Genomic DNA, 24747 nt, shown 5'->3' with positions numbered 1-24747 from the left:
CTCTAACCCGCCGGACCACCCCGCTCCTCCTGAACTTAACGCAACTGAAACCAGGTGGTTTTCAGCTGCGTGTACTTGTCAAACGAGTGCAGCGACAGATCGCGCCCGAAACCGGACTGCTTGCCTCCGCCAAAGGGAACCGTGACATCCAGAGCGTCGACGGTATTGACCGACACCGTTCCGGCATTCAGGGCACGAGCCACACGGTGGGCACGATTCAGGTCATCGCTCCACACCGAAGCCGCCAGGCCGTAAATGCTGTCATTGGCTTGTTCCACGGCCTCCTCTTCAGTATCGAAGGCGCTGACGGCCAGGACGGGACCAAACACCTCTTCACGGGAAATGCTCATGGCGCTGTTCACGTTGGCGAATATCGTCGGCTGGATAAAGTTTGAAGAGCCATTGATGGTCAGCTGTTCACCACCGCTCAACAGCGTGGCACCACTCGCAGTGGCCTGGCCGATGGCTTTCATGATGCGGGCTGTTTGCTCGCTGTCGACGATGGCGCCCGCAGCGCTTCCCGGGTTCAGGGGATCACCGGGCAACCAGGCGCGGGACTTGCTGAGCAGGCGCTCGACGAATTCGTCGTGGATGGAACGCTGCACGTAAAGCCGGGAGTTGGCCGAGCACACTTCACCCTGATTGAAGAAAATGCCGAAGGCGGCTTTTTCCGCAGCCAGGTCCAGATCCTGGCAGTCTTCGAACACCAGGTTCGGGCTCTTGCCACCGCACTCCAGCCAGACCTGCTTGAGGTTGGACTGCGCGGCGTACTGCATGAAGTACTTGCCAACCTGGGTGGAACCGGTGAACACCAGGCAATCAACGTCGGGATGCAAGCCGAGGGCCTTGCCGGCGCTCTCGCCCAGGCCAGGCACCACGTTCAGCACACCTTCCGGGATACCGGCCTCCAAGGCGAGCTGGGCCAGGCGCAACGCAGAAAATGGCGATTGCTCCGCCGGTTTCAGCACCACGCTGTTACCGGAAGCCAATGCGGGGGCCAGTTTCCAGGCGGCCATGTCCAGCGGAAAGTTCCACGGCACTACCGCGGCAACAACCCCCAGCGCTTCCCGGGTGATGGTGGCCAGTGCGTTATGAGCCGTAGGTGCGACCTGATCATAGACCTTGTCGAGGGCTTCGCCGTACCAGGCAAAAACGTGTGCGGCGCCGGGCACATCCACGTTGTAGGCATCCATCACCGGCTTGCCCATGTTCAGCGAATCCAGCAGCGCCAGCTCTTCGCGGTGGGCCATCAGCAGCACGGACAACCTGATCAGGATTTTCTTGCGCTCCCCAGGGGCCATGCGCCGCCAAGGGCCTGTGTTGAAGGCGCGCCGTGCTGAGCGCACTGCCAGGTTGACCTCTTGTTCGCCGCACGCGGCGACACGGGCCAGCAATTGATTGGTCGCCGGGTTGATGGCGTCGAAGGTCGCCCCGGACATCGAGCTCACTGGCTGGCCGTCGATCAGGGCGGTGTCAATGAAGGTTTGGCGGGCAACACGCTGCTGCCAGTAGTCAAGGTTGAACATGTCAGTACTCCCAAGTGGATTTTTTGGTAGTTATTCCGCGATTTTCAAATCCGGCATGCCCACCCGGAACCCCCGGGTGACGCCCAGCAGACACAGGAGCCCCAGGCCCATCCAGCACAGACCAATGAGGAACGACATGCTCGAAAGGCTCGTCCACAACCAGAGGGTGCTGAGGAACCCCAGCCCCGGCAGCACGGCGTACATCAGGTAGTTGCGGCGTCCGCGCAGCTTCTGATCAATCAGGTAATGCTTGATCACTGCCAGATTCACCGCCGAGAACGCGAACAGCGCGCCAAAGCTGATCATGTTGGCGACGGTATCCAGGGTGATGAACAGGGCAATCAGCGAGAACAGACTGACCAGGATGATCGCGTTGGCAGGCACCCGTTTTTTCGAGACCAGCTTGCCGAGTACACGGGGCAATGCTCCGTCCCGCCCCATTGCAAACAGCACGCGGGAGACACTGGCCTGGGACACCATTGCCGAGGCGAAACAGCCCGCCACATAGGTCGCGGTAAACGCTGTCACCAGCAGTTCGCCACCGACGCGACGCATCACGTCCACCGACGCCGAATCAGGGTCGGCGAGGCTGTTCCATTCCGGAAAAACCATTTGGGCACAATACGAAACCACCAGAAACAGCAGCCCTCCGACCAACGACACCACCATGATGGCGAGCGGGATCGTACGCTTGGGGTCAGGGGTTTCTTCGGCCATGGTCGACACCGCATCGAAGCCCAGAAATGACAGGCACAGCACGGCTGCCCCCGTCATGATCAACGGCACGCTGAAGCCTTCATGGTGGAAGGGTTCGAGCAGCGAAAGCGGTTCGGAACGCCCGCTCAGGGTGTTCACTGACAACGCCACGAACACCACGATGAAAACCAGTTGGGCAACGATCAGTATCCAGTTGACCCGGGTGATGGACTCGATACCCACCAGGTTGAGTACTGTCACCAGGGCAATGGAGCCGAGCACCCACACCGCGGTCGGAACTGCGGGAAAGTACTCGGACATATAGATGCCTATCAGCAAATAGCTGAGCAATGGCAGGAAGATGTAATCCAGCAATAACGTCCAGCCGGCGATAAAGCCGAAATAGGCACCAAATGCCTTGCGCGTATAGGTGTAGACAGATCCTGAATAAGGGTGCGCCTGAACCATGCGTCCATAGCTGTAGGCGGTCAGCAGCATGGCCGCGAGCGTCAACAGGTAGGCGGTCGGCAGGTGCCCCTTGGTCATCTGGGTGACCAGGCCGTAGGTGGTAAACACCGCCAGCGGGACCATGTAGGCCAGGCCGAAAAGAACCAGTCCGACAAGGCCCAGCGGTTGTCGAAACCTGCGGGCCGACGTTGCGCTGGTGGGGGAATGATGGGAGGGAGTATCGGCCACGTTTGTTATTGTATTCATTGCTGACTCCTGGAAATTGGAATGCAGGGCGCCGCGGCATTCGATGAAATCGATACCGTTAGTGAATCATTCGTTGAAAATGGTGATGGGCACGCAGGGCGATGTAACGATGTCGCCCACCACCCCGGACGCGGGGTGGTGGGCTGATCACTTCACAGTTTTCCCGCGATCCGTGCGGTGCGGTCTACTGCAATGCGGGTCTTCTCGACCAGCTCGTCCAGCTCGCCTCGGGTTGCTACCAGGGCGGGCGCCATGATCATGCGGCCCAATGTCGAGCGAATGATGACGCCCTCTTCAAAACCAAAGGTGCGGCACTGCCAGGCCAGGTCGTTTTCATTGTCGAAGCGTTTGCGCGTGCTCTTGTCCTCGGCGAACTGCAAGGCCGCGAGCAAGCCCGTGCCCTGGATCTCGCCGATCATCGGGTGATGGGCGAACACTTCGCGCAGGATCTGTTGCAGGTATGGCCCGGTGTCTTCCTTCACCGTGCGTACGATGCCTTCATCACGCAGCGCCTTGAGGTTGGCCAGCGCCACCGCTGCTGCGACCGGGTGCCCGGAGTAGGTCAGGCCGTGGGCGAAGACCCCGCCCTGCTCCACCAGCGCATCGGCAATGCGCTTGCTCAGCACCAGGCCGCCCATCGGTATGTAACCGGAGGTCAGGCCCTTGGCGATCGACAGGGTGTCTGGCTCAAAACCGAAGTACTCGTGAGCGAACCACTCGCCGGTGCGACCAAAGCCACCAATCACCTCATCGGCGCAGAGCAGTACATCGTACTGACGGCAGATGCGTTGAATCTCGGGCCAGTAGCTTTCTGGAGGGAAAATCATCCCGCCCGCGCCCTGGAACGGTTCCGCGATAAAGCCCGCTACGTTTTCGGCGCCCAGTTCGAGGATCTTTTCTTCCAGTTGCAGGGCACAGCGACGACCGAACTCAGCCGGGGTCAACTCGCCGCCCTGGGCGTACCAATACGGCTCATCGATATGGGCGACGTCGGGAATCATGCCCCCCATTTCGTGCATGAACTTCATGCCGCCCAGCGCAGAAGCCGCGAGGGTGGAACCGTGGTAGCCATTCCAGCGGCCGATCATGATTTTTTTCTGCGGCTTGCCGACCACTTGCCAGTAGCGGCGCACGGTACGGATCAACACCTCGTTGGCTTCGGAGCCGGAGTTGGTGTAAATCACGTGACTGTAGTGACCCGGCAGCAGGCTGAACAGCAACTCGGACAGTTCGATCACCGCCGGATGGGTCGTGTGAAAGAACATGTTGTAGTACGACAGCTGGTCCATCTGCGCGGCGGCAGCGGCGGTCAAGTCCTTGCGACCATAGCCGAGCTGGGTGCACCACAGCCCCGACATACCGTCCAGGTAGCGCTTGCCTTCGCTGTCCCATAGATACAGGCCCTTGCCCCGCACCATCACTCGCGGGCCTTCGGCATTCAGGGCTTTTTGATCCACAAAGGCGTGGATGTGGTGGGCCGCGTCAGCCTGCTGGTAATCCTCAGTCTGGCGCTTCAACTCGAATGGTAAATTCATGGTTTTCTCTTTTTGTTGGGAGTCACACAAGGGCAAGTACACCGCTCAGCGGTTCTTGCTCATGTAGCTTTCAAGGGGGTCTTTGCTGAGCACCCCCTGGGCTTCTGCCAGGGAATCGATAAACAGGGAAAACAGTTCCGATTGCGTGCCGATATCCAACTTGCTGTAGATGTTCTTGCGGTGGGACTTGATGGTGTCTTCCGTGACCCCAAGTCGTTCGGCCAGCGAACGTGTGGAGTGGCCGCGCAAGATCAGCTGGGCAATCCGGCATTCGCGCTCGGTCAGCAGCGACGAGCCGAAGTTGTTCAGGGCCGAATGGATTCGCTGTTCCAGCAGGTTTTCGAAGCGCGCCCCCCGGGCATCCAGACCGACGAAATGCTTGCCCAGCACCGCCAGAACCCAGGGCGCTATTCGCTTGAACTGCTGGGTGGTAGCTGCGTCCAGTTTTTGCGTAAACGCCAGTGACACCGACAGGCTCAGCCCGGCACTGGACTGCAGGATGTAGTTCAACTCATCTTCCAGATGTGAGTGACGGTAAAACGACTGGAAGTATTCGCCGAGTTCGAAGTGATCGGGGGCAACATCGTCGAGGTTGTAACACCCGGAGCTGACACCTTCGATGCAAGCCCCGTAGAACGGATCCAGCAAGTAGAACCCGGACAGGTACTGGCGCACATTGCCTTGGGGCAACCAGGGACCTTCCAGTTCGAACAACGCACTGGGCATGCCCCCGTGGGGGTACAGGTACAACGTTGTCGCCTGAATGGGCCGAATGCATTCCAGGGCCTGGAATAACGTCGCGGTGAATCCCGCCTGCCCGATGTTCTCGGTAACCCTGGCCATCTGTTCGAACCATTGCGCGGATGAAAGCCGGTCGTTTTCCACTTCAAAGACTCGCCGAAAGAACGGTTGAGTGGGACACCACGTCAGTGGCGCCAAGGAGTGGAGTGATAGTCCCACACACGCAAAATCACCGAAATCACCCGTTAGGGTGAGGCGACCATCCGACGCGCCCACGGCGCGTCACTCTTTCATGAAGGGGGCCCGATCGGTAGATCGAGGTGCGAACCTCTGCATCCGATTTTTATGTTCACTCCCCAGCTTTTTAATATTTTATTTAAAACTGCCCTCCTCCTAGCCTTGAAGTCATGCACGAACTGAATCCAACTGCATTAAGCAAGGACAGAGACATGACTGTAGCGATAACAAAAATAGACACCCTGGTGGTGGGGGCCGGTCAAGCGGGCGTGGCCATGAGTGAGCACCTGAGCAAGCAGGGCGTGCCGCACCTGGTACTGGAACGCAGTCGTATCGCCGAGCGCTGGCGCACCGGGCGCTGGGATTCGCTGGTGGCCAACGGACCTGCCTGGCATGACCGGTTTCCGGGCTTGGCATTCGATGACGTCGCCGACGATGGCTTTGCGCCAAAAGAGCGGGTGGCGGATTACTTTGAAGCCTATGCACGCAAGTTCAATGCGCCGATCCGCACCGGCGTGGACGTCCTGTCTGTAACCCGCAATATCGGACGCCCGGGCTTTACCGTGCACACCAGCGAAGGCGTGATCGAAGCCAACCGCGTGGTGGCGGCGACCGGGCCTTTCCAGAAACCGGTGATTCCGGCGATTGCACCTCAAGACACCGCGTTGCATCAGATCCACTCCGCCGACTATCGCAACCCTTCGCAGCTGCCGGCTGGCGCCGTTCTGGTGGTAGGCGCGGGTTCTTCGGGCGTGCAGATCGCCGATGAATTGCAACGCTCCGGTCGCCAGGTGTACCTGTCCGTCGGTGCCCACGACCGCCCGCCCCGCGCCTATCGCAACCGCGATTTCTGCTGGTGGCTGGGTGTGCTGGGCGAGTGGGATCAGGCGGCGATGAAACCTGGCCGCGAGCACGTGACCATTGCGGTAAGCGGCGCCCAGGGCGGTAAAACCATCGATTTTCGCGAGTTGGCCCAGCAAGGCATGACGCTGGTTGGCCTGACCCAATCGTTCAATGGCAGCGTCGCCCGTTTTCAGCCCAACCTGCTGGAAAACCTGGCCCGCGGTGATGAGAACTACCTGGCCCTGCTGGATGCGGCGGATGCCTATGTGAAGCGCAACGGCCTGGACTTGCCCCTGGAACCCGAAGCCCGTCGCGTGTTTGCTGATGCGCCGTGCATCAAGAACCCGATCCTGGAACTGGACCTGGCCAAGGCTGGTATCACGTCGATCATCTGGGCCACCGGGTTTGCCGTGGACTACAGCTGGTTGAAGGTCGATGCGTTCGACGCTACCGGCAAGCCCCAGCACCAGCGCGGCGTATCGAGCGAGTCCGGGATCTACTTCCTTGGCTTGCCGTGGCAGTCGCGTCGAGGTTCTTCCTTTATCTGGGGCGTCTGGCACGACGCCAAGCACGTGGCCGACCACATCGCCACCCAGCGTAAATACCTCGACTACCGCCAAGCCCCTGCCGTGGCTCGCCAACCGACTGTCAGCGCCTGATCACTTTTTTTCGGAGTTTATTTGATGCCTACTCACACTCGCATCCGCATGTTCAACACCAAGGAAACCTACCCTAACCAAACCCTGGACAACGACCTGTGCCAGGCTGTGCGCGCCGGCAACACCGTGTATGTGCGCGGTCAGGTGGGTACCGATTTCGAAGGCAAGCTCGTTGGCCTAGGCGACCCAAGGGCCCAGACCGAGCAAGCCATGCGCAACGTCAAGCAACTACTCGAAGAAGCGGGCAGCGACCTGAGCCATATCGTCAAGACCACCACCTACCTGATCGACCCGCGCTACCGCGAGCCGGTTTACCAGGAAGTCGGCAAATGGCTCAAGGGCGTGTTCCCGATCTCCACCGGACTGGTGGTGTCGGCCCTCGGGCAGCCCCAGTGGCTGATGGAAATCGATGTGATCGCGGTTATCCCGGAGTAAGGAGGCTACCCATGACGTTTTCAATCGTTGGCCGTTGCGCGGACACCGGCCAGTTGGGCATCGCCATCAGCTCATCGAGTATTGCCGTGGGTGCCCGTTGCCCATGGTTGCGCCCCGGTGTCGGCGCGGTTTCAACCCAGAACATCACCCTGCCGGCCCTGGGCCCGGACGTGCTGGACTTGCTGGAACGGGGCCTCGCCCCGGCCGCAGCGCTGGACAAGGCGCTTACGAGCAATGGCTACAGCCAATACCGGCAACTGACGGCGATTGATCACCTGGGCCGCACCGTGCATTTCAGCGGCAGCGAGACCCTGGGTACTCACAATGGGGTGGCGGGCGAACAATGCGTCGCGGCGGGCAACATGCTGGCCGACCGTGCAGTGATCGAGGCGATGGTCCTGGCGTTCGAGCAAGGCGAAGGCCAACTGGCGGATCGGCTGCTGGCTGCAATGCATGCTGCCATCGACGCCGGCGGCGAGGCCGGCCCGGTGCATTCAGCAGCGCTGGTGGTGGTGGGCGAACTGACCTGGCCGATCATCAACCTGCGGGTGGACTGGGCCGATGAGCGCCCGATCACCGAACTGCAGAAACTCTGGGACGCTTATCGCCCGCAAGTGCAGGACTACATCGACCGCGCCATCGCTCCCGACCGTTCCCCCGGCTACGGCGTGGCCGGAGATGATCGATGAGTAGCAGCCGCGATCTGCTGCACAAGCTGGTGGGGTTTGACACCACCAGCCGCGAGTCCAACCTGCAACTGATCGACTTTGTGCGCGATTACCTGGCCGGGTTCGGTGTGGCCAGTGAGTTGGTCTACAACGAAGAACGCAGCAAGGCCAACCTGTTCGCCAGTATTGGCCCGCAAGGACTGGCGGGTATTGTGCTGTCGGGACACACCGACGTGGTGCCGGTTGATGGACAGCCATGGACAACGCCGCCGTTTGAGCTGACTGAGCGCGACGGCAAGCTGTTTGGCCGGGGCACGGCGGATATGAAGGGTTACATCGCTTGTGTGCTGGCGTTGGTCCCGGCGCTGATTCAGGCGCCGTTGCGCATACCGGTGCATATCGCCCTGTCGTACGACGAAGAAGTCGGCTGCCTGGGCGTGCGCTCGTTGCTCAAGGTACTGGAGCAGCGGCCTGTGAAGCCGATGCTGTGCATTATCGGCGAACCGACGCAGCTCAAGCCGGTACTCGGCCATAAAGGCAAGCTCGCCATGCGCTGTGATGTGCAGGGCGAGGCGTGTCATTCGGCCTATGCGCCCTATGGCGTGAATGCCATCGAGCATGCCGCCGCGTTGATTGGCGAGTTGGGGCGTATAGGACACCAATTACAGGAGACACAGGACCCCCGTTTTGATCCGCCGTTCAGCACCGTGCAAACCGGGGTGATTACCGGGGGCAAAGCGCTGAACATCGTGCCTGCCGATTGCCGGTTTGACTTTGAAATCCGTGCATTGCCGTCCCAGGACCCGAGTAAGGTGGCGTCGCAGTTGAAGACGTACGCAGAACAACAGGTGTTGCCACGCATGCAAGCCGTCAGCGCGCAGAGTGCGATCCGCTTTACCGAGTTGTCTGCGTACCCGGGCCTGGTGACTGATGAGCGCAGCCAGGCGGCTGAGTTGATTGCAGCGTTCAGCGGCTCGCGGGAATTCGGCACCGTCGCGTTTGGCACCGAAGGGGGGCTGTTCGATGCCGTGGGCATTCCCACGGTAGTCTGCGGGCCCGGCAGCATGGACCAGGGGCACAAGCCGGATGAGTTTGTGAGTGTGGCTCAGTTGGCTGGATGTGATGCCATGCTGCTGCGGATGCTGCACTCGATCCGCACCTGATACCCCAAACGATACCCATCAACTGTGGGAGCCGGGCAAGCCCGGCTGCCACAGCTCTAGCCAAGTAACTGCGCCAGTTCTTCACGGCAATAGTCGACAAACAGCTGCACCGGTTTGGTCAATGGTGCGCGACGCAGCCATACAGCCGACAAGCCTGAACCGGTGACCGTTTCAGCCAGCGGCACACACACGACTTTCTGGCCGTCATAGGTGTACTCGGTGAACGGTTTGGTCACCAGTATCGAAAAGCCGAACCCCCTGCCCACCATCCCCCGAACCATCTCGATCGACGGCGAACTGAACACGATATTCGGCGTCAACCCGCGCTCTTCGAATATGCTCACGAAATAGGTCCGGCTGGGCAGCACATCCAGCAGAATCATCGGCTCCAGGACCAGATCCGCCAGGGACACTCTGGCTTGCTGTGCAAAGCGGTGATCGGCCGGTAACAGGGCGTATGGCTGCTGCGGCGGCATCAGTGGCGCAGTCTCGATGGCGGTTCCCAGGTCGTGTTCAAACAGCATCGCCACATCAATAGTGCCTGCGGTGAGCGCCTGTACCAGCTCCTGCTGCTCACCGTCGCGAATGCGGATCTCCACCCCGGGCCAACGCGCCTTGAAGCCGGCGATCAAGCGCGGCAAGTACAGCGGTGCAACGGTTTCAAAGCAGCCGATATCGATCTGCCCCGCTACCACGTCATTGTCGGCCAGGGCGTTTTGTTCGAACTCATGGGCCACTCGCAACAACTCCAGCGCCTTGCGGTAAAACCGTGCGCCACTGGGTGTGAGTGACACGCCCTGGGCGTGATGACGGATAAACAGCTGCACACCAAAACTGTCTTCCAGTTGCTTGATCGCGGTCGAGACGGACGGTTGTGCGATGTAAAGCTTGCGCGACGCTTCGGCGACGCTGCCGCAGTCGGCCGTGGTCACAAAATATCTGAGTTGGCGCAGGTTGTAGGCAGCCATCGGAACCTCGGGAAACGTGGGATTTCGCCCCAAACCAGTGCAAGAAAAAGCTGTTTTATTCAGCGTTCACGGAGCATGCAACATACCGGAGCAAAAAAGCCCGGGAGATACTTTTTTTAATGTCTATAGCAACAAACTTACTAATTTACCTCCCTGCCCCCATTACAGATGATCACTCCAACAACAAAGCGCCGCCCTGGCGGCGCACTGCGAAGTACGTCCACGTACTCACCTGCCTTGGAGTTCGTCATGGTCACCACTGCAACAGCCAACGCCCCGCTCATCGAGAAACACACGATTGGATACGTGCCCCCCGAAGATCGCCATGGAAAGGTAAGAGACCTGTTCACCCTGTGGTTCGGCGGCAACATCGCGCCGCTGCCGATCGTCACCGGAGCACTGGGTGTGCAACTGTTCAACCTTAATCTGATGTGGGGCATCGTCGCCATCCTCATCGGTCACCTGGTCGGCGGCGTGCTGATGGCGCTGCACTCGGCCCAGGGCCCGCAGATGGGCATTCCGCAAATGATCCAGAGCCGTGCCCAGTTCGGCTCCCTCGGTGCGTTGCTGGTGGTGGTGATCGCGGGTGTCATGTACATCGGTTTCTTTGCTTCCAACATCGTGCTGGCGGGCAAATCCCTGCACGGCGTGGTCGATTCGGTGCCCGTGCCGGTCGGCATCGTGATCGGCGCCATCGGTTCCGGGATTATCGGCATCATCGGCTACCGCTTTATCCACGTGCTCAACCGCATTGGCACCTGGGTGCTGGGCGCCGGGATCGTGCTCGGTTTCGGCTACATCTTCACCCACATACAGACCACCGACTTTCTGACCCGCGGCGGGTTCAACATTGCAGGCGTGCTGGCGACCATTTCCCTGGCTGCCCTGTGGCAGATCGCCTTTGCCCCCTACGTGTCTGACTACTCCCGCTACCTGCCGGCTGACGTCCCCGTTGCGTCCACATTCTGGACCACCTACCTGGGTTCGGTCCTGGGCTCCAGTCTGTCCTTCATCTTTGGCGCCGTTGCCGTCCTCGCCACCCCGGTAGGGATGGACACCATGGAAGCGGTAAAACTCGCCACGGGCTCCATCGGCCCCCTGATGCTGGTGCTCTTTCTACTCAGCGTGATCAGCCACAACGCTCTCAACCTGTACGGCGCGGTACTGTCGATCATCACCCTGGTGCAGACCTTTGCGTATCGCTGGATTCCAACGGCCAAAAGTCGTGCGGTGATCTCCATCATCGTACTGGCCACGTGTGCAACTGCAGCCGTGTTCGCCTCCAAGGACTTTATCGGGCACTTCGTCGATATGGTGCTGGTGTTACTGGTTGTATTGGTGCCGTGGACAGCGATCAACCTGATCGACTTCTACGCGATCCATAAGGGCAAGTACGACATTGCGTCGATCTTTCGTGTGGATGGCGGGATTTACGGGCGCTACAACCCCCAGGCATTGCTGGCGTATGCGGTCGGTATTGTGGTGCAGATTCCGTTCATGAACACGCCGCTGTATGTGGGTCCGATTTCAGAACACATCAACGGAGCGGACTTGTCCTGGATCGTCGGGCTGGTGGTGACTTCGCCGTTGTATTTCTGGCTGGCGAATCGTGACAGTGCCTACAAACGCAGGATGAACGAGGGCGCATTAGTCGCCAGTGTCTGATCGGCTACCCAGGCTGTTTATCTTCAGCTGAAGACTCTGCAACTCCCGCCCCACAGGCAGCGCCAGATACTGAAAGTCTCGTCACTGGACGACTTGCGGGTCTGGCGTTGCGCATTTGGCAATACCCAGACACCCTCGCCTTCAAACCGCTGAAAAGCCGGAGCATCCTGCGTGGTGACTTGAGAGAGATGCCGCAAAGAAATCATTGTTGGGCGCCTGGACAAGCTCGCTGATGAAAAGCCAGAAACGAAAAAAGGACCCGAAGGTCCTTTGTTCTGCTCTATCGAACTGCAATGAATTCGTAAAGCCATGTTTGGAGCGGGAAACGAGACTCGAACTCGCGACCCCGACCTTGGCAAGGTCGTGCTCTACCAACTGAGCTATTCCCGCGTCTTGGTGCTGGGCATTCTATAGCAATAAAAGAATGCGTCAACCCATTGATTCAAAAAGTTTTATTTATTTAACCGAGGTCGTCTTCAGATGCGGCCATGCGGCGCGCAAATACTGAAGCATCGACCATAAGGTCAACCCGGCCGCCACCAGCAACAGCCCGTAACCCACCAACACCCAGAAGCTGAAGTCGGATGGATTGGCCAGCAAGATAACCAGGGCCAGCATTTGCGCCGCAGTTTTCCATTTGCCCATGTTCGATACGGCAACCTGCGCGCGTGCTCCCAGCTCGGCCATCCACTCGCGCAACGCGGAAATGACAATTTCACGGCCAATAATCACCGCCGCAGGCAGGGTCAGCCACACGTTATGGTGCTCTTGCACCAACAGTACCAGTGCCACAGCGACCATCAGCTTATCGGCCACCGGATCCAGAAAGGCGCCAAACGGCGTGCTTTGCTCCAGTCGACGGGCCAAATAGCCGTCGAGCCAATCCGTCGCCGCCGCAAACGCGAAGACTGAGCTGGCGGCTACATAACTCCAGCTGTACGGCACATAGAACAACAGAATGAAGAAAGGAATAAGTAGAACGCGTAGTACGGTGATCAAATTAGGGATATTCATCGGCACAACTGGCTACGAGGTGAGGGGGCATTCTACTCGCTGTGCAGGTTTGCATAAATCAACTCAGCGAGCTTTTTACTGATCCCGGGTGCTTTGGCGATCTCCTCGATGCTGGCACGAGATAGCTCCTGTAAGCCACCAAAATGTTTCAATAAATCTCGGCGACGAGTCGGCCCTACCCCTGCAATGCCTTCCAGGGTTGAGGTTCGCCGGGTTTTACCCCGTCGCGCCCGATGCCCGGTTATGGCAAAACGGTGGGCTTCGTCACGGATTTGCTGGATCAAATGCAAGGCCGGCGAATCGCCTTTCAAGGTGAATTCATGGGCAGCGTCATTCAGATAGAGCGTTTCGAAGCCCGCCTTGCGTGTTGCACCCTTGGCTACGCCAAGCAGGATCAGGTCCGGCACGGCCAGTTCATTAAGCACATCACGGGCCATCGAGAGCTGCCCCTTGCCACCATCGACCAGCAGGATGTCGGGCAACTTGCCCTCCCCCTCTTTAAGCCGGCTGAAACGACGCATCAGCGCCTGATGCATGGCGGCATAGTCGTCACCCGGGGTCACGCCTTCAATGTTGAAACGCCGGTAGTCCGACTTGATCGGACCTTCGGGGCCAAACACCACGCAGGATGCAACGGTGGCTTCACCGCTCGAGTGGCTGATGTCATAGCACTCCAGACGCTGGGGAATCTCGTCGAGCTTCAATACTTGGGCCAGGGCCTCAAAACGCGCTGCCACATGCAGACGGTTTGTCAGGCGTGCGACCAGCGCCTGCTCGGCATTGGTAACCGCCAGTTGCTGCCATCGTGCCCGCGTACCACGCACCCTGTAGCTGATGGCCAGTTCTCGGCCCCGCAGCTCTTCAATGGCGTCAATGATTGCGCCAAAGCTTTCGTGTTCCACGTTTACGATCAGCTCGCTAGGCAAGTCGCGCTCAGGGCTGCTGATGTAGTACTGACCGAGAAAGGCCGCCATGACTTCGGCCACCTCCTCCTCGATACCGACCTGGGGAAAGAAGTTCTTGCTGCCCAATACCCGCCCGCCACGCACATTGATCAAATGCACACAGGCACCGCCGGGGTTTACAAACGCGGCAATTACATCCACATCGCCGGTCCCGCCTTCCATGCTTTGCTGATCCTGAACCCTGCGCAAAAGCGAAATCTGATCACGCACCTCGGCTGCACGCTCAAAATCAAGGGTGCTGGCGGCCTGCTCCATTGCACTGTTGAGTTCGTCGGTCAGCGCACTGCTTCGCCCTTCCAGGAACATGATCGAGTGGCGGACATCCTCAGCATATTCCTGGGGGTCAACGAGCCCGACACAAGGGGCCTTGCAGCGCTTGATCTGATACTGCAGGCAAGGTCGTGTTCTGTTTTTGAAGTAGCTGTCGTCGCACTGACGCACCAGAAAAGTCTTTTGCAAGATGCTCAGGCTCTCGCGAATTGCGCCCGCACTGGGGTAAGGCCCGAAATATTTGCCTTTTTGCTTCTTGGCACCGCGATGAATACTCAGGCGCGGGAATTCGCCATCCGACAGAAACACATAGGGATAAGACTTATCGTCGCGCAACAGGATGTTGTACGGCGGGCGCCATTCCTTAATCAGCGTCTGTTCAAGCAGTAACGCTTCGGTTTCGTTGGCGGTGATGGTGGTTTCAATTTGCGCGATACGCCCAACCAGGGCCGCCGTTTTGGGCGCCAGACCGGTTTTGCGAAAGTAGCTGGCCAAGCGTTTTTTAAGGTGCTTGGCCTTGCCCACGTAAAGCAGGCGTGCTTCGCTGTCGAACATGCGATACACGCCGGGACGACCGCTGCAGGTCGAAAGGAACGCACTTGCGTCAAACACTTCAGTCATGGTTAACCAGCGTCGACCATGCCATGACGAACCGCCAGCAAGGCCAGTTCAACATCACTTTTGACCGAGAGCTTCTCGTAAATTCGGTAGCGATAAGTATTGACCGTCTTGGGCGACAGGCAAAGCTTGTCTGAAATAACCTGGACCTTTTGACAGCCAACAATCATCAGCGCGATCTGAATTTCGCGTTCTGACAGGGCATCAAAGGGGGAGTCACTTGCAGGCTGAAAGGACTTGAGCGCCAATTGCTGTGCCACTTGCGGGCTGATGTAGCGCTGGCCGGCGAATACCAGGCGAATTGCCTGGACCATCTCGGCCAGTCCGGCGCCCTTGGTCATGTAGCCTGCGGCGCCTGCTTGCAGCAAACGGGTCGGAAAAGGGTCCTCTTCACACACGGTCACGGCGACAACCTTGATGTCGGGGTGGCTGCGCATCATCTTGCGGGTAGCTTCCAGACCACCAATACCGGGCATTTTGACATCCATCAGGACTACATCCGGTTTCAGCTCACGAGCCTTGAGAAGCGACTCCTCACCGGACTCGGCCTGACCGACCACTTGCAAGCCTTCGATATCGGCCAGCATTCGTGTGATCCCTGTGCGCACAAGATCGTGGTCATCGACCACTAGAACCCGAATCAAGTCGATACCTCGCAAATTGGTCTTGGTTGATTGCCGACACCTTAGCAAAAACTAATGCACCAACCTACCGACTTGCGTCAACTATCCTTGTCAAAACGTTAAATCCTTGTAAATGTTCAGTCCTTGACAGGATCTACTTCCTCAGGCTCGCGTCGTTCCTTTACCGGATGCGGCGCAGACAACTCGGCCAGGGTTGTGGTCAAGCGGCGAATGGCGTCCTGATCTTCCTTTTGCAATACCCGATAGCTGATCAGGACTTTTTCTTCTACATGACTGAGGTTATCGATTAATGTCGGGGTCGGGCTGCCGGTCAATACAAACAGCACGTCCACGCCGCGGCCTGCAACCCGCGACAAGTAGTCTGCTTTGGGCGCGCGATCACCATTTTCATATTTGCCTTGGGCGTTGGCCTCGACGCCACCGATTTCGCCAAAAGTTTTCTGCGACAAACCAAGTCGCTCTCGCTCCTGCCGCAAGCGCACACCAATTCCACTCATTTGGATGAAGGATCCCATTTTAAACACCCACAAGGATGATATAATCCATAAATATTAAACACTTTTGAACGGTTTTGAACTATGACCGGAATTCGTACTGCCGCACAAGCCAAGGCATGGCTGGAATACCAGGGGAAATCCGTTCAAGAGTTTGCTCGGGAACATGGCGTCGACCCGGCAACCACTTATCAAGTGCTCGCCGGGCGCAAAAAAGGGAAGCGTGGTGAAGCCCACAAGGTGGCTGTTCTTCTGGGCATGAAAGACGGGATCATTGTTCCCCAGGCCACACATTCGTTAGAGGCTGAAGGTGATGAACTCGCTTGAGTATGCGCTTAATCGGGCGTGACTCCCCATTTAGTATTACGGCCAGCCCCCACCTCAGCCGCCTGCACGCCAAGCCGGGCCGCAAAGCCCGCAAACAGGGGTCTTATGTACTCCGGGCTCTCTCGTAAAATTCATCTCTCGCCTCCCGGCTTCGAGGCAATAGTGTTTATTGTTAATCCACATAGTATTTTTTGATTGAATACGTCTGTTCGCCTCAAGTAAGCTGCAACCCATCAATCGGAGACAACCCATGTTGCATCACGCCACCACAGACATTTGTAAGACCGCACGCGATGAGCGTATGGCTGAAGCTGTGTGCGCGAACAACTTGCACTCCACAGCACGATTTTATTTTGGGTATTGGTTTAGCCACTGGCGCGCCTGATACCCACACGGCGCCCACTACTTAGGGGTCGCCTACCAGAGAATTCTCACCCCCGGTCGGCTTCCCGACCGGGGGTTTTGTTTTTTTGGCCCCTGACACTTTATTGAATTGAGGATTTACCCCATGAACTACGCCACTTATTACCGCTTCGACCTTTGCACTGCATGGCGATTTATCAGCCGCCGTTCGGGACAGCCTGCCGCCTCCGAACGGACCCACATTGGTGGCACGCAAGCACTCATAGCCAGTCTGGCCAATTGTCGAACACCCCAGTAGGGCTGAGCGCGCGGGATAACCCGCCGCCTGCCCAGGAAGCACACACCATGAACGCATCCGTATCCGCTCTGCCAGCTGTACACACTGCCACTACCCACGTTTCGACTCGTCGCCTGCCCAGCGCAGTGCAACTCAAACAGCAACTGCCTCTGAGCAACAAGCTTAGTGAGCAGGTCAGCAGCCAGCGCCAGGCCATTCGCGCCATCCTCAACGGTGAAGACTCCCGTTTACTCGTAGTTGTCGGCCCGTGCTCTATCCACGACCCCATTGCCGCGCTCGAATACGCCAGCAATCTCGCAGCCTTGGCCCACGATGTTCGCGACGACATGTTGCTGGTCATGCGAGCTTACATCGAAAAACCGCGCACCACTGTGGGATGGAAAGGTCTGGCCTACGACCCGCACCTGGATGGCAGCGACGACATGGCTCACGGCCTGACCCTGTCGCGGGAGCTCATGATCGAAATGCTGCGCATGGGCCTTCCGGTCGCCACCGAACTCTTGCAGCCCATTGCCGCAGGCTACTTCGACGACCTGCTGGGCTGGGTAGCCATTGGCGCCCGCACCACCGAATCGCAAATCCATCGCGAAATGGCCAGCGGCCTGGCTCTTCCGGTCGGCTTCAAAAACGGCACTGACGGCGGTGTGGCAATTGCCTGCGACGCCATGCGTTCTGCTGCACACAGTCATCGTCACTTCGGTGTCGATAGCCAGGGCCATCCGGCGATCGTCGAGACCCGCGGCAACCCCGATACTCACTTGGTATTGCGGGGGGGCCACAGTGGCCCGAACTACGACCGCGGCAGCGTCGCCAAAGCTCGCGCCGGGCTGGAAAAAAGCGCTGTCCCGGCCCGCATGATGGTCGACTGCAGCCACGCCAATAGCGGCAAAGACCCGTTACGCCAGCCTGACGTGTTCAATGATGTCCTCGCGCAGCGCCTGGCAGGCGATAGGTCCCTGATTGGCATGATGCTCGAAAGCCATCTGTTCGAAGGTTGCCAGCCCCTGGGTGCAAACATGCGTTACGGCGTTTCCGTGACCGATGGTTGCCTGGGCTGGGATGCAACCGAACAACTGCTTCGCAACGCCGCCCAACAACTGCAAATACAACGCCGTGCTGCGCGGGTCCTCGCCTGACAATCGAGCGCTGTAAACAGCCGCGCAACCTGGGAATCTGCCCACGGTTGCGCGAAGTCGATATCGGCTAAGGTGTTTTTATGATTCAAAACACCCAGCGAGATTGAACATGGATGACTCTGCACGCACCAAATACCCAATTTTACTGGTGCACGGCCTTTTTGGATTCGACCGGATTGGCTTTCACCACTACTTCAACGGCATCAGGGAAGCGCTCAGCTCTCGTGGTGCGAACGTCTTCGTTCCGTTTATTTCCGCCACCCATTCAAATGAAGCGCGAGGCGATCAACTGCTCAAGCAGATATACAACTTGCGCAAACAGACCGGAACACAGCGGTTCAACCTGATTGGCCACAGCCAAGGCGCCCTGACCGCACGTTATGTGGCCGCCATTGCTCCCGATATCATCGCATCCGTAACCTCCGTCAGCGGGCCCAACCATGGCTCCGAACTGGCCGATCGCCTGCGCCAGGCATTTATCCCGGGAAGACTGGGCGAAACCGTCGCGGCGGGCCTGACCACGGCATTCAGCTCATTCCTGTCCACCCTGAGCGGCCATCCGCAACTGCCCCAACATGCACTGAACGCACTCAATGCCCTGACCACCGAAGGTGTTGCCAGGTTTAATCTTGAATACCCACAAGGCCTACCTGAGACCTGGGGCGGGATGGGTCCCGAGCAGGTAAACGACGTTTTCTATTACTCCTGGAGCGGCATTATCAAAGGCTCGAGAGTGTCGGGACCGCTGAACCTGCTTGACCCTCTGCACAACGCGTGTCGTGTGTTCAGCACATTTTTTACCCGTGAGACAACCGAAAATGACGGAATGGTCGGACGATTCAGCTCCCATCTGGGCCATGTGATCAGATCGGACTACCCCCTGGATCACCTAGACACCATCAACCAGCTGGCCCGTATGAGCAAAAAAACCGTCAACCCGGTCGAGCTCTATGTCGAGCACGCCAAGCATTTGAAAAACAAAGGCTTATAAAAGCCGCCCGATGCAAGCCGGCTAAATACTGATCCGCCAGTCAGCAAAAACACAAAACCGCACTTTTGCCGAGAAAAACCACACTGAATCCGGTAGGCTCGGCACTTTCTTGAAAGGAGTACTCCCTCATGGCCAAAGCCACTGCCCGTCACATCCTTGTTGCCACCGAAGACAAGTGCAACGAACTGAAAGCCCAAATTGAAGGCGGCGCTGATTTCGCCGAAGTTGCCAAAGCCAACTCTTCTTGCCCGTCCAGCCGTCAGGGCGGCGACCTGGGTTCTTTCGGTCCAGGCCAGATGGTTAAAGAATTCGACACCGTCGTCTTCAGCGCGCCAATCAACGTGGTTCAGGGCCCGGTTAAAACCCAGTTCGGCTACCACCTGCTGGAAGTCACCAGCCGCCAGGACTAATTCTCCCCGCGCTGCGTGAAAACGGCCCACCTCTTGGTGGGCCGTTTCGTATCCGCAACTGCAAACCACGTGCTACGTTTCCTCATTCACCAACCCGACGAACTGAGGAATTGATCATGAGCCTTAAGGGTAAAACTGCATTGGTTACCGGCTCCACCAGCGGTATCGGCCTCGGCATTGCACTGAGCTTGGCCAAAGCTGGCGCCGACTTGATACTCAACGGCTTTGGCGATGCCAGCAAAGTCATTGCTGAAATCGAACAGCTGGGCGTCAAAGTCGGCCATCATCCGGCGGATGTCAGTGACCCGGCTCAGATCGCCGACATGATCAGTTATGCCGATCGCGAGTTTGGCGGCATCGATATTCTGGTCAACAACGCTGGCATCCAGCATGTGGCCAGCGTCGAGGAGTTCCCGGTGGAACGCTGGGATTCAATCATCGCGATCAACCTGTCCAGCGTGTTCCACAGTACCCGCCTGGCCTTACCCGGCATGCGCAAGCGTGGCTGGGGACGCATTGTCAATATCGCTTCGGTTCATGGCCTGGTGGGCTCGGTCGGCAAAGCCGCCTATGTCGCCGCCAAACATGGCGTGATCGGCCTGACCAAAGTCGTTGGCCTCGAAACCGCCACCAGCAACATCACTTGCAACGCCATCTGCCCGGGCTGGGTGCTGACGCCACTGGTGCAAAAACAGATTGATCAGCGCATCAGTCAGGGCATTGATCCCTATCAGGCGCAGCACGATCTGCTGGCCGAGAAACAACCCTCCCTGGAATTCGTGACCCCGCCCCAACTGGGGGAACTGGTGCTGTTTTTATGCAGCGAGGCAGGCAGCCAGGTACGCGGCGCGGCCTGGAATGTGGACGGCGGTTGGCTGGCGCAATAAGTTCGCACATTGCTGCACGGCAGACATGCAAAAATGCACACCAACCCTGCACTTATCAGGGTTGTAATGGGCAAATTTGCACTGTTAGCATCGGTGATCGTTCGCCCGTGAACACCGACTAAAAATAATATAAAGCAGGGAGTTAGTGATGACTGCTCAGGTTTCCTCCTCACCGACACCGGAAATCGCTCCAATTGACGACACTATTCTGGCCGAGGTCCGTAACCACATTGGTCACCTGACCCTCAACCGCCCCAGCGGTCTGAATGCCATCAATCTGGAGATGGTTCGCAGCCTCCAGCAACATCTAGATGCCTGGGCCGCAGATCCCCGGGTAAAAGCCATCGTTCTGCGTGGCGCTGGCGAAAAAGCCTTTTGCGCTGGCGGTGATATCCGCTCGTTATACGACAGCTACAAAAACAACGACACCCTGCACACGGTGTTCTTCGAAGAGGAATACGCCCTCGACCTCACCCTGCACCACTACCCCAAACCCGTGATTGCCTTGATGGACGGTTTTGTCCTCGGCGGCGGCATGGGGCTGGTGCAAGGCGCAGACCTGCGTCTGGTCACCGAGCGCAGCAAGCTGGCGATGCCGGAAGTTGGCATAGGTTATTTCCCTGACGTGGGGGGCAGCTACTTTCTGAGCCGCACACCTGGCCAGCTTGGTACTTATCTGGGAGTCAGCGGCGTGCAAATCCGCGCCAGCGACGCGCTGTATTGCGGGCTGGCTGACGGCTATCTGGAGAGCAGCAAACTGCCTGAACTGGATAGAAGCCTCGATACCCTCGAATGGCGAGGCACCCCCATTGATGATCTGACAGCACTGATCGGAACGTTCGCGGTGACCGTGTTGCCCGAGCCGCCGCTGGCCAGTCTTCGCCCCCTGATAGACAGCGTTTTTGCCCAAGCCGATATACCGCGAATCGTTGCTCATCTGCGCGCCGTTACAGCGCCTGAAACCCGCGACTGGGCCAACGAAACTGCTGACCTGCTGCAAACCCGCTCGCCCCTGGCAATGGCCGTCACTCTTGAAATGCTGCGCCGTGGCCGTGAGCTGCCCCTAGAGCAATGTTTCGCCCTGGAGCTGCACCTGGACCGTCAATGGTTTGATCGCGGGGACCTGATGGAAGGCGTCCGCGCACTGATTATCGACAAGGACAAAACCCCGCACTGGAACCCACCCACCCTGGACGCACTGGATCCCGCGCATGTTGCCAGTTTTTTCACCACATTCGACGCGAAGGGAGCCTGAGTCATGCAAGACATCGAACTGAGCGAAGAACAAGTCATGATCCGCGACATGGCCCGCGACTTTGCCCGCCGCGAAATCGCCCCCCATGCCCAGGCCTGGGAAAAAGCCGGCTGGATCGACGACGCACTGGTAGCCAAGCTCGGCGAACTGGGCCTGCTGGGCATGGTAGTCCCGGAAGAATGGGGCGGCACCTACGTCGATTACGTTGCCTACGCCCTGGCCGTGGAAGAAATTTCGGCCGGTGATGGCGCTACCGGTGCACTGATGAGTATTCATAACTCGGTCGGCTGCGGGCCGATCCTCAAATACGGCAGCGAGGCGCAAAAGCAAGCCTGGCTGGCGGAGCTTGCCAGCGGCCAGACCATCGCCTGCTTCTGCCTGACCGAGCCACAAGCGGGCTCTGAAGCCCATAACCTGCGCACACGGGCTGAGTTGCGCGACGGCCAGTGGGTGATCAACGGCGCCAAACAATTCGTCAGCAATGGCAAGCGCGCCAAGCTGGCCATCGTGTTTGCCGTTACCGACCCGAACCTTGGCAAAAAAGGCATTTCGGCGTTTTTGGTGCCTACCTCTACTCCCGGTTTTACCGTCGACCGTACCGAACATAAAATGGGCATTCGCGCCTCGGATACCTGCGCCGTTACCCTGAACAACTGCACCGTGCCTGAGGCCAACATGCTCGGCGAACGTGGTAAGGGGCTGGCCATCGCACTGTCCAACCTCGAAGGCGGACGCATCGGGATTGGCGCTCAAGCACTGGGTATCGCCCGCGCGGCCTTCGAAGCAGCGCTGGGCTATGCCCGTGACCGGGTGCAATTTGACAAGGCAATCATCGAACACCAAAGCATTGCCAACATGCTGGCTGACATGCAAACCCGAATCAATGCTGCGCGACTGCTGATCCTGCATGCGGCGCGCCTGCGCAGCGCGGGCAAGCCCTGCCTGTCAGAAGCCTCGCAAGCCAAGCTGTTTGCTTCGGAAATGGCCGAGTACGTCTGCTCCAAAGCCATCCAGATTCATGGTGGCTATGGCTACCTTGAAGACTACCCGGTAGAACGTTACTACCGCGATGCTCGCATCACCCAGATCTATGAAGGCTCAAGCGAGATTCAACGCATGGTGATTGCACGGGAACTGAAGAATTATCTGATCTAGACACCTGCAGGCAGGCTCCCACCAAAAAAACAGAACGCCTGTGGGAGCGGGCTTGCTCGCGATGGCAGCGACCCGGCATGACTGATATACCCGGTTGCCTTAATCGCGAGCAAGCCCGCTCCCACATCCACAGTCAGTGACTTTTAGCGGTTCTCAAATTCGGCCTCGCGCTTTTCGACAAACGCCGCCATCCCTTCTTTCTGGTCGTGTGTCGCAAACATGGCGTGGAATACCCGTCGCTCGAAACGCACACCTTCAGACAGGCTGATCTCGAATGCACGATTCACGCATTCCTTGGTCAGCATCAACACCGGCAAGGATTTCCTGGCAATCAGCGCTGCCACTTTCAACGCCTCGTCGAGCAACTCGTCCACCGGCACCACACGGGAAACCAGCCCTGAGCGCTCGGCTTCTTCGGCCCCGATCAAGCGTCCACTCAAGCACATTTCCATCGCCTTGGCCTTGCCCACTGCGCGGGTCAGTCGCTGTGTGCCGCCCATACCAGGCAACACGCCCAGGTTGATTTCCGGCTGGCCGAATTTGGCGTTGTCACCGGCCAGAATGAAATCGCACATCATCGCCAGCTCACAACCGCCGCCCAAGGCAAAGCCCGCTACCGCCGCAATTATCGGCTTGCGCCGGGTCGCCACGCGATCACTGTCCGAAAACAGGTCATCAAGATAGATTTGCGGATAGCTCAGGTCGGCCATTTCCTTGATGTCCGCACCAGCGGCAAAGGCTTTTTTCGAACCGGTAATGACGATACAGCCAATCTCGTTATCGGCTTCCAGTGTGTCCAGCGCCTGGTTCACCTCACGGACCAACTGTGCATTCAAGGCATTGAGCGCCTGGGGCCGGTTCAGCGTAATCAGGCCAACATGCCCATGAATGTCTAACAGAATGGTTTCGTAGCTCATCATTAATGCCCTCGATTCAAAGATTGCGCGAAATGACCATGCGCTGAATGTCACTGGTGCCTTCATAGATCTGGCACACCCGCACATCGCGGTAGATCCGTTCCAGCGGGAAGTCGCTCAAGTAGCCATAACCGCCCAGGGTTTGCAACGCCTTGGAGCACACACGCTCGGCCATTTCCGAAGCAAACAGCTTGGCCTGCGAAGCCTCGACCAACGCCGATTGCCCGCTGTCACGCAAGGCTGCGGCGTAACGAACCATCTGCCGGGCAACCGCGATTTCAGTCGACATATCGGCCAGGCGAAACGCCACCGCCTGATGCTCAACCAATGGCTGGCCAAAGGTCACGCGCTCACGGGCATAGTCCCGTGCAGCTTCGAAGGCCGCGCGGGCCATGCCCACTGCTTGCGAAGCGATGCCGATGCGCCCGCCTTCCAGGTTGCCGAGGGCAATTTTGTAGCCCTGACCTTCTTCACCCAGACGATTGGCCACCGGCACCTTGAGGTCGGTGAACAGGATCTGGCAGGTGTCTGAAGCATGCTGCCCCAGCTTGTCCTCGACCCGGGCCACGCTGTAACCCGGTGAGTCCGTGGGCACGATAAAGGCGGTAATACCGCGCTTGCCCGCCGCCGGATCCGTCACCGCAAACACAATCACAACCCCGGCGTTTTGTCCCGACGTGATGAATTGCTTGCAGCCATTGAGCACATAGAAATCGCCCTCCCGGCGGGCACGGGTTTTCAGGTCACTGGCGTCGGAGCCCGCCTGGGGCTCGGTCAGGGCAAACGCCCCAAGCATCGCACCACTGGCCAACGGGACCAGAAACTCTTGTTTTTGATACTCGGTGCCGTACTTGAGAATCGGCACACAACCCACCGAGTTGTGCACGCTCATGATCGTGGAGCACGACCCGTCGCCTGCGGCAATTTCTTCAAGGGCCATCGCGTAGGCCAGGTAGCCCGTGTCGCAACCGCCCCACTCCTCAGGCACTAGCATGCCGAAGAAGCCCAGCTGCGCCATCTCGTCGATGGCCTCGCGGGGGAAGCGGTGCTGCTTGTCCCATTCAGCGGCAAAGGGCTTCAAACGCTCCTGGGCAAACTGTTGGGCGGCTTCGCGAATTTGTAAGTGTTCGGAGGTAGGCAGCATAAAAAACCC

The 24747-nt window shown here is 58.5% G+C and carries 23 protein-coding genes and 1 tRNA gene; 12 read left to right on the top strand and 12 right to left on the bottom strand.

The window, feature by feature from the left end; all coding sequences use genetic code 11:
* Positions 1-35: 35 nt before the first annotated feature.
* From RGV06_RS00590 to RGV06_RS00575, 4 genes are all read right to left on the bottom strand, one after another.
* Positions 36-1526, bottom strand: a complete 1491-nt coding sequence (locus tag RGV06_RS00590) for an aldehyde dehydrogenase (RefSeq protein ID WP_322149069.1) — start codon at positions 1524-1526, stop codon at positions 36-38.
* A gap of 30 nt (positions 1527-1556) precedes the next feature.
* Positions 1557-2936: an APC family permease gene (locus RGV06_RS00585; RefSeq protein WP_322149068.1), complete on the bottom strand. Its 1380-nt coding sequence runs from the start codon at positions 2934-2936 to the stop codon at positions 1557-1559.
* Between the two features lie 152 nt (positions 2937-3088).
* A complete protein-coding gene (locus tag RGV06_RS00580; protein ID WP_322149067.1) occupies positions 3089-4471 on the bottom strand; it encodes an aspartate aminotransferase family protein in 1383 nt (460 codons plus the stop codon).
* Between the two features lie 45 nt (positions 4472-4516).
* On the bottom strand, positions 4517-5314 hold the full coding sequence (locus RGV06_RS00575; protein WP_019826354.1) for a helix-turn-helix transcriptional regulator: 798 nt from the start codon (positions 5312-5314) through the stop codon (positions 4517-4519).
* 305 nt (positions 5315-5619) lie between these two features.
* On the opposite strand from RGV06_RS00575, the gene RGV06_RS00570 reads away from it, so the two are divergent.
* The 4 genes from RGV06_RS00570 to argE are packed head-to-tail and all read left to right on the top strand — an operon-like array spanning position 5620 to position 9217.
* Complete coding sequence (locus RGV06_RS00570) at positions 5620-6951, top strand: flavin-containing monooxygenase (protein ID WP_322149066.1); 1332 nt, start codon at positions 5620-5622, stop codon at positions 6949-6951.
* A 24-nt stretch (positions 6952-6975) separates the two neighbouring features.
* The gene (locus RGV06_RS00565; RefSeq protein ID WP_019826352.1) at positions 6976-7386 is read left to right on the top strand and encodes a RidA family protein; all 411 of its coding nucleotides are present in this window, start codon (positions 6976-6978) and stop codon (positions 7384-7386) included.
* An 11-nt stretch (positions 7387-7397) separates the two neighbouring features.
* Positions 7398-8075, top strand: a complete 678-nt coding sequence (locus RGV06_RS00560) for a DUF1028 domain-containing protein (protein ID WP_019826351.1) — start codon at positions 7398-7400, stop codon at positions 8073-8075.
* Entirely contained in the window at positions 8072-9217 is a 1146-nt protein-coding gene (gene argE / locus RGV06_RS00555; protein ID WP_019826349.1) for an acetylornithine deacetylase, read from the top strand. The genes RGV06_RS00560 and argE overlap by 4 nt, the downstream gene beginning before the upstream one ends.
* A gap of 56 nt (positions 9218-9273) precedes the next feature.
* Here argE and RGV06_RS00550 read toward each other — a convergent pair whose 3' ends face one another.
* Positions 9274-10185, bottom strand: a complete 912-nt coding sequence (locus RGV06_RS00550) for a LysR substrate-binding domain-containing protein (RefSeq protein WP_019826348.1) — start codon at positions 10183-10185, stop codon at positions 9274-9276.
* A gap of 249 nt (positions 10186-10434) precedes the next feature.
* Here RGV06_RS00550 and RGV06_RS00545 point away from each other — a divergent pair, with 249 nt between their 5' ends.
* On the top strand, positions 10435-11850 hold the full coding sequence (locus tag RGV06_RS00545; RefSeq protein ID WP_046809834.1) for a purine-cytosine permease family protein: 1416 nt from the start codon (positions 10435-10437) through the stop codon (positions 11848-11850).
* A 314-nt stretch (positions 11851-12164) separates the two neighbouring features.
* Here RGV06_RS00545 and RGV06_RS00540 read toward each other — a convergent pair.
* From RGV06_RS00540 to RGV06_RS00520, 5 genes are all read right to left on the bottom strand, one after another.
* Positions 12165-12240 (bottom strand) — tRNA-Gly (locus RGV06_RS00540).
* Positions 12241-12306: 66 nt separating this feature from the next.
* Entirely contained in the window at positions 12307-12864 is a 558-nt protein-coding gene (pgsA, locus tag RGV06_RS00535) for a CDP-diacylglycerol--glycerol-3-phosphate 3-phosphatidyltransferase (protein ID WP_019826345.1), read from the bottom strand.
* A gap of 32 nt (positions 12865-12896) precedes the next feature.
* Complete coding sequence (gene uvrC, locus RGV06_RS00530; RefSeq protein ID WP_019826344.1) at positions 12897-14720, bottom strand: excinuclease ABC subunit UvrC; 1824 nt, start codon at positions 14718-14720, stop codon at positions 12897-12899.
* A gap of 2 nt (positions 14721-14722) precedes the next feature.
* A complete protein-coding gene (gene uvrY, locus RGV06_RS00525; RefSeq protein ID WP_019826343.1) occupies positions 14723-15361 on the bottom strand; it encodes a UvrY/SirA/GacA family response regulator transcription factor in 639 nt (212 codons plus the stop codon).
* A 116-nt stretch (positions 15362-15477) separates the two neighbouring features.
* Positions 15478-15858: a helix-turn-helix domain-containing protein gene (locus tag RGV06_RS00520; RefSeq protein ID WP_019826342.1), complete on the bottom strand. Its 381-nt coding sequence runs from the start codon at positions 15856-15858 to the stop codon at positions 15478-15480.
* Between the two features lie 81 nt (positions 15859-15939).
* Between RGV06_RS00520 and RGV06_RS00515 the strand changes: the two genes are divergently transcribed.
* The 7 genes from RGV06_RS00515 to RGV06_RS00485 all read left to right on the top strand — a co-directional run bounded on the left by RGV06_RS00515 (position 15940) and on the right by RGV06_RS00485 (position 22677).
* Complete coding sequence (locus RGV06_RS00515; protein ID WP_019826341.1) at positions 15940-16182, top strand: DNA-binding protein; 243 nt, start codon at positions 15940-15942, stop codon at positions 16180-16182.
* 708 nt (positions 16183-16890) lie between these two features.
* The gene (locus tag RGV06_RS00510) at positions 16891-17979 is read left to right on the top strand and encodes a 3-deoxy-7-phosphoheptulonate synthase (protein ID WP_322149065.1); all 1089 of its coding nucleotides are present in this window, start codon (positions 16891-16893) and stop codon (positions 17977-17979) included.
* A gap of 109 nt (positions 17980-18088) precedes the next feature.
* Complete coding sequence (locus RGV06_RS00505) at positions 18089-18970, top strand: lipase family alpha/beta hydrolase (RefSeq protein ID WP_322149063.1); 882 nt, start codon at positions 18089-18091, stop codon at positions 18968-18970.
* Positions 18971-19098: 128 nt separating this feature from the next.
* A complete protein-coding gene (locus RGV06_RS00500; protein WP_016781241.1) occupies positions 19099-19380 on the top strand; it encodes a peptidylprolyl isomerase in 282 nt (93 codons plus the stop codon).
* A gap of 116 nt (positions 19381-19496) precedes the next feature.
* Positions 19497-20267 carry a 3-hydroxybutyrate dehydrogenase gene (locus RGV06_RS00495; protein WP_019826338.1) on the top strand — a complete coding sequence of 257 codons (771 nt, stop codon included), beginning with the start codon at positions 19497-19499 and terminating at the stop codon, positions 20265-20267.
* Between the two features lie 148 nt (positions 20268-20415).
* Positions 20416-21522 carry an enoyl-CoA hydratase/isomerase family protein gene (locus tag RGV06_RS00490; protein WP_198822029.1) on the top strand — a complete coding sequence of 369 codons (1107 nt, stop codon included), beginning with the start codon at positions 20416-20418 and terminating at the stop codon, positions 21520-21522.
* A 3-nt stretch (positions 21523-21525) separates the two neighbouring features.
* Positions 21526-22677, top strand: coding sequence for an acyl-CoA dehydrogenase family protein (locus tag RGV06_RS00485; RefSeq protein WP_322149061.1), 1152 nt, complete (start codon positions 21526-21528; stop codon positions 22675-22677).
* Between the two features lie 143 nt (positions 22678-22820).
* On the opposite strand, the gene RGV06_RS00480 is transcribed toward RGV06_RS00485, so the two are convergent.
* Complete coding sequence (locus tag RGV06_RS00480; RefSeq protein WP_322151799.1) at positions 22821-23594, bottom strand: enoyl-CoA hydratase; 774 nt, start codon at positions 23592-23594, stop codon at positions 22821-22823.
* 16 nt (positions 23595-23610) lie between these two features.
* A complete protein-coding gene (locus RGV06_RS00475) occupies positions 23611-24738 on the bottom strand; it encodes an acyl-CoA dehydrogenase (protein ID WP_322149060.1) in 1128 nt (375 codons plus the stop codon).
* Positions 24739-24747: the final 9 nt, after the last annotated feature.

This window comes from Pseudomonas sp. CCI3.1, from assembly GCF_034313985.1.
Classification (GTDB): domain Bacteria; phylum Pseudomonadota; class Gammaproteobacteria; order Pseudomonadales; family Pseudomonadaceae; genus Aquipseudomonas; species Aquipseudomonas psychrophila.
This window is presented reverse-complemented; position numbering and strand designations above follow the sequence as displayed.